Origin of the sequence: Limosilactobacillus coleohominis, assembly GCF_016901675.1 — a bacterium.
Taxonomy (GTDB): Bacteria; Bacillota; Bacilli; order Lactobacillales; family Lactobacillaceae; genus Limosilactobacillus; species Limosilactobacillus intestinavium.
The window spans coordinates 1-5,652 of record NZ_JACJKU010000085.1 but is presented as its reverse complement, the minus strand read 5'-3'; the positions used below and the strand labels follow the sequence as shown (position 1 = coordinate 5,652).

7 protein-coding genes are annotated in these 5,652 nt (G+C 37.5%); 3 read left to right on the top strand and 4 right to left on the bottom strand.

Going from position 1 to position 5,652, the window contains the following annotated elements; translation table 11 throughout:
* Positions 1-187: 187 nt before the first annotated feature.
* The 3 genes from H5975_RS07125 (at position 188) to H5975_RS07115 (ending at position 2,962) form a co-directional block, all read left to right on the top strand.
* Entirely contained in the window at positions 188-583 is a 396-nt protein-coding gene (locus H5975_RS07125) for a VOC family protein (RefSeq protein WP_204785465.1), read from the top strand.
* 74 nt (positions 584-657) lie between these two features.
* Positions 658-1,185: a GNAT family N-acetyltransferase gene (locus tag H5975_RS07120; RefSeq protein WP_204785464.1), complete on the top strand. Its 528-nt coding sequence runs from the start codon at positions 658-660 to the stop codon at positions 1,183-1,185.
* 61 nt (positions 1,186-1,246) lie between these two features.
* On the top strand, positions 1,247-2,962 hold the full coding sequence (locus H5975_RS07115; RefSeq protein WP_204785463.1) for an ABC1 kinase family protein: 1,716 nt from the start codon (positions 1,247-1,249) through the stop codon (positions 2,960-2,962).
* A 195-nt stretch (positions 2,963-3,157) separates the two neighbouring features.
* Here H5975_RS07115 and H5975_RS07110 read toward each other — a convergent pair whose 3' ends face one another.
* From H5975_RS07110 to H5975_RS07095, 4 genes are all read right to left on the bottom strand, one after another.
* A complete protein-coding gene (locus H5975_RS07110) occupies positions 3,158-3,343 on the bottom strand; it encodes an IS3 family transposase (RefSeq protein WP_239473173.1) in 186 nt (61 codons plus the stop codon).
* 11 nt (positions 3,344-3,354) lie between these two features.
* Positions 3,355-4,017: an IS3 family transposase gene (locus tag H5975_RS07105; RefSeq protein ID WP_342590541.1), complete on the bottom strand. Its 663-nt coding sequence runs from the start codon at positions 4,015-4,017 to the stop codon at positions 3,355-3,357.
* Between the two features lie 128 nt (positions 4,018-4,145).
* On the bottom strand, positions 4,146-4,526 hold the full coding sequence (locus H5975_RS07100; protein ID WP_239473172.1) for a transposase: 381 nt from the start codon (positions 4,524-4,526) through the stop codon (positions 4,146-4,148).
* A gap of 83 nt (positions 4,527-4,609) precedes the next feature.
* Positions 4,610-5,029 (bottom strand): CopY/TcrY family copper transport repressor, encoded by a 420-nt coding sequence (locus H5975_RS07095; RefSeq protein ID WP_204785461.1) that lies wholly within the window; start codon positions 5,027-5,029, stop codon positions 4,610-4,612.
* Positions 5,030-5,652 lie beyond the last annotated feature (623 nt).

Genomic DNA, 5,652 nt, shown 5'->3' with positions numbered 1-5,652 from the left:
TATCTGAATTCACGGCCTCTCAAATGTTTGAACTGGCGAACTCCAATTGAGATCTTCTTGCTTAATCTGCGTCATTAAATTTGTTCAAGTTATTTATTGCAATCTGCCATATAAATAAAGTTCTTCACACCTTTACAAAAGTGCCTTACAATAACAATTGTTAATTTTAGAACGAGGTAATTTAATCATGAAAATGCGTCGAATCGATCACATTGTTTTAATCGTTAGCGATTTAGAAGCAGCACGCCGTTTCTATCACGAAGTCTTTGACATGCCAGTGCTTGATGATCAAACCAACGATCATGTCGTTACTTTACGGTGTGGTCATCAACTCATCCGTCTCCAAAGTGTTAACCGCCCTAGTGATCAACTTCAGGCTAAGAACCCAACTGTTGGTGCAGCTGATCTTTGCTTAGTGTCTGGAGATGATCCAAAAGAAGCACTGCATCATTTTAAGTCCTACTACGTTGATGTTGTTGAAGGACCAGTTACTAAATATGGTTCTGAAGGTGAAATGCAGTCCATTTATTTACGTGACCCTGATCAAAACTTAATTGAAGTCAGTTTTTATAAAAATAAGTAAATTAATGGTGTTAATTAGACATTTTAATTTGTATAATTTAGTTGAGAGATATTATTTTACAGGAGGGAATCATTATGGGAGAACCTATTTATATGCGTAAGGCCACTCTAGATGACCTTGATGCTGTTTATGAAATTATTGAAAATGCTCGCCAACTATTAAAGGAAGATGGTAGTGACCAATGGCAGCATGGTTACCCTTCAAAATTGAGTATGCAACAAGATATTGAAGCGGACTCATGTTACCTTTTGATGTATGGTGAAAAGATCGTTGGAACAGGTACATTAATGCCTCAAGGTGATACTCACTATGCATATATCGTTGATGGTAAGTGGAACCATGCTGGACACCCATTCGGGACCATTAACCGAATTGCGATCGCTAGTGGATACCGTGGTAAACACTTCGCACGGATTATCATGTCCACTCTGATTTCCATCGCATATGGAAAAGGAGTGCGTGACTTGCGGATTTCTACCCACGAAAAGAACAAGCGTGTTCATAACTTAGTTTTGGATTACGGTTTCGTTCAACGTGGTAAAGTTTTCACTGGCCCATCCGATGATGACTTACGGGTAGCTTACGAATTAAATCTGGAATAGTAAATTCCAATGAAGGTTGTACTGATTTACATTGGTACAACCTTTTTTATAAGGAGCGTTTATGACTGAAGAATTATCAAAAACTCAACGACTTAAAGAGATTACCAGCATTTTACGCCAACATTCCTTCATTAGTAATTTCTACCATCAAACCAATCCGGACGAGATCCTAGCGACTTTTCAAGAATTGGGACCAACCTTCATTAAACTTGGCCAAATGTTATCTACCCGCCCCGATTTAGTATCTCCGGAATACATTACTGCACTCCGCACTCTGCAGGACAAGGTTCCGGCTGATGATTACCAAACTGTATCCCAAATTTTCCAAACTGAAACGGGTAAATCCATTGATGAAGTGTTTAAAACGTTTGAAGATCAGCCGTTTGCTTCTGCATCAGTTGGCCAATGTCACTACGCTACCCTTCCCGATGACACTAAAGTGGTTGTCAAAATTCAGCATCCTGCGGTTAGTCGGTTAATCAAGGTGGACCTGGCCCTCTTTAAAAAGGCAATTAAGTTGCTGAAGTATGTTCCGGGCGATTTAAGTGTGGTTGATTTAGATGCGGTGGTTGACCAATTATCTGCTTCGCTATTGAGTGAAGTAAATACTCTTCAAGAAGCTAAAAACGGTGTAGAATTTTACGACCTGAATAATGGCGACGACATCATTCAAGTGCCACGTGTGTACTTGAAATATTGTCATCAAAAAATCCTCGTGAATGAAGCCATGAAGGGTAAAAGTATTAAGCACTTAATTAGTCAGCCATTACCAGAAGATCAAGAACAAGCACAACAATTGAAAGATATTCAATCGCAAGTTGCACAGATTTTGGTTAAGAACTTTATTAAACAGGTCTTTGTTGACCACTTTTTTCATGCTGATCCGCACCCTGGTAACATTCTTTTTTATCAAGTTGATTCAGACAACCCTTCCATGGCTACTGATCATGAATACACAAAGCAATTTGGGGACTTAACCATTCACTTTAGCAGTCAACGTCAATTACCTGATTATCGTTTGGTATATCTGGATTTTGGGATGATGGGAACCCTCACCAGTGCGATGGCCGATGACATTGCACAAATTATTATCGCGCTCACAAGCAAAGATAATTACAGAATTAGTCGTGCCGTGTTGAACGTTTGTAATCGGACGGGTGAAGTTGATGAGCAAAAATTTATTCGTGAATTCAGTCAATTTGTGCGTCCCTATTTAAATACTCAGCTGGCCAACATTAATATTCCGCAAATGCTATATGCAATCACCCAACTTTGCCGTAATAATCATTTACAACTAAAACCTGAAGTCACGCTACTCTTTAAGGCATTTGGGACACTGGAGGGAACTATTGCTAAATTAGACCCATCTTTATCAATGATGGATGTTGCCAAACCATTTGCTAAAGACTACTTTAAACGCCATTTTAATTGGAAAGACGTTGTCACTACTCATCTAGGCAGTACTTATAATAATTTAGAAGCTGCTGCACGGTTGCCGGAAAAAATGGAACGAACAATGGATCAGGTTGCTACTGGAGATACGAAAATTAACCTCCACTACATTGGTCAAAAACGCGTTTTAGCAAAGCTTGATCAACTACTCAATCGTTTATTGGTGGTAATCATGCTCGCCTCGCTAATCCTTTCATCCTCAATCCTCGTAGTTGGTAGCCGGGACCGTTTTATTTACCGGCTCGGGACCGCAGGTTGGATAATTGCCATCGTCGTTTCCATCGCTTTAGTAATTTCAAGCTTGCGTAAAAAATGGAAGCATTAGGTGAATGAGTGAGACATTGTCCAAACAAAGTTATTCGATTTATCCGATGTTTTTGTTCAACACCACAATAATTTTCAACAAGCATTATTTTCCTTTAAATAACTTTACGAAAATAAAAAAAGACTATATACTTAAAATGCTAAATCAAATACATAGTCCATGTTGAAGTGAACCCTATAAGTTGGACACTTTAATTTAGGCAACTTTTTCTAAGACAAGATTCCGATCTTCAATCGGCGTCTTGCCTTTTAGTTTGTGCCTTATGCGGTATTGATTGTAATATTCAATCCACTCCTTCATTGCTTTAATCAATTCCTGTTTAGTTTGATAATGATGATCATAATACAATTCAACTTTCATGGTATGAAAGAAGCTCTCCATTGATGCATTATCTAAACAGGTTGCTCGCCGTGACATGCTTTGAAAAATTTTAGTGTTTGACGCCATGTATTTGTTTGGTATTGAATGCCTTGGTCACTATGGACGGTCATACGGTAGTTAAGCACCGGGCGCTTATTAATTAGTTCGATTAATGGTTTCATTACAAAATCAGTCGTTGGGTGATCGCTAATATTATAACTAACGATCTCGCCAGAACACAGGCCTTTAATTGGCGAAAGATAAACCTTTTCATCCTGACTCATATTGCCATAGCGATATTCACTCACATCAGTTACCATTTTCTGATAAGGACGATCCGTGTTAAACCGACGGTTTAACCGGTTCTTGGCCTTCTTACCTTGGGGACCAATTGACGAATCGTATTTTCGGGTCTGTCGATTATACATTAGCGACGATAGTCCATTTTCACGCATTAGACGGCTAACTCGTTTGTGATTAATCTTAATACCACGACGGTGTAATTCATCAGTCACTGGACGATATTCATAGCCAGGATTCTGCTGTTTGATGTCTTTAATGACTTGGAGTAATTTTTGATTATCTTTGGCTTCATGTCGGTGTGTTTGGTAATAGAACGTACTCCGCTTAATGATGGTGTATGGCAAAATTTCCGTTAAGCTAAATCTGAATTCGTGCCTTAGTTCTTGGATGATTTGACATTCTTCTTTGACTGTCCGCGATGTTGAACTAAGGCCTCGAGTTTTTTTAGATATTCGTTCTCCACTTTTAAAGCTCGATTTTCAGCCTTTAAGCGTTCTAACTCTGATAACTGTTTCTTAGCTTAATGATTATGATTAGTTGTCATGTGGGTTGCCCGTCCTCTCCTGGTAAATAAGGCCTCAATACCACATTCTCTAATCTTCCTTTGCCAGTTAGCGATTGTTCCGGGATTACTAATATCAAATTGGAGTGCTGTTTGTGGATATGAAGCTTTGTGTTGTTTTTTCCAGTTTAAGACTTTCAGTTTAAAATCACCATCATAATCATATTTTGGTGAACGGAGTTCTAGGCCTTGAACCCCATATTTTTGATAACGAGCAACCCATGTCTGCACAGACATATGCCCTTTAATTCCTAATCTTCGAGCAACAGTCTGTGAACCAATTCCAGCTAAATACATTTGAACAGCTTTAAGCTTAACTTCAAGACTAAATTTAATCATAGTAAACCCCCCATAGTTAGAATTTTTCGTCCAACTATGGGGGTTCACTTCATAAGCATCACCCAACGAGCGATGCTTATTATTTATTCGCAATGCATTTCTTCACCCGGCACGCAGTTACATTCCACAGCATCGGGAGCATTTAAGGCTTTCTTATTCAAAAGTTCTTGTAAGTTACTGATATCCTTCTTGCTCAGTTGATGTTCCTCAATGACATGGGCTAAGGTCCGGCCAACGTGCATTTCACACATACTGGAAAACAGATCATCAGCTGCTAAATTCATCGTTTCTTGTTCTTGGACGCAAGGTTGGTAGATGAAATAACGGCCCTGTTTAGTAGTAACCAGTACTTTCTTTTGTACTAACCGGCGTAATAAAGTTTTCACTGTTGCAGGTTTCCAATTTTTCTTGCGTTGTAAAATCTCAATGACTTGACTGCTTGTAACCTTCTGCAAGGTCCAAGCAATCCGCATCACCTGCCATTCTGCTGGACTTATTTCCATTTTTTCTGCTACTTTAATCACCCCGTTTTTAATTTTAAGTTTACATACGTAAACACTATTTGTCAAATTTCATTTTTAATAACAATTAAATTATCTTTGATTTAAAAATAAAATTTTTACTCATCAACAATTAATAATCAAAATTATTCAATTTATTTAGCAACTGAATTATTTTATACAACTTCTATAAATTGTAATGTTTTTACGACTACAAACGCTTACAATACAGTATTTCAAAAATAGTGACCAATTTTTAATAAGTTAATGGACAACTAAGCCTTAATTTATTTACTGTTCGAAAATTCTTACAAAAAAATTTGATTTTTTAGAATTTGACTTTATTTTAAATGTGTATGGTTGTATTATATCTATCGTGGTAAACATAAAGCCACCTAATGAGGCTCTTCCCCGATCCTTATTAGTTGAATAATATTAGCCACTGAGTGCTTACACTCAGTTTTCTAAATTGATATTCTTTTTACGATTAGCCATGTGAGAAGAGTAATCAATTTATAAAGGGGCTGTGACATAAGTCCCTAAAATGAAAAGATCCATTCGGAATTTGGTTAAATTTATGAATGGATCTTTTTGATAAATAAAATATTTTGAGAAAATGGATGGCC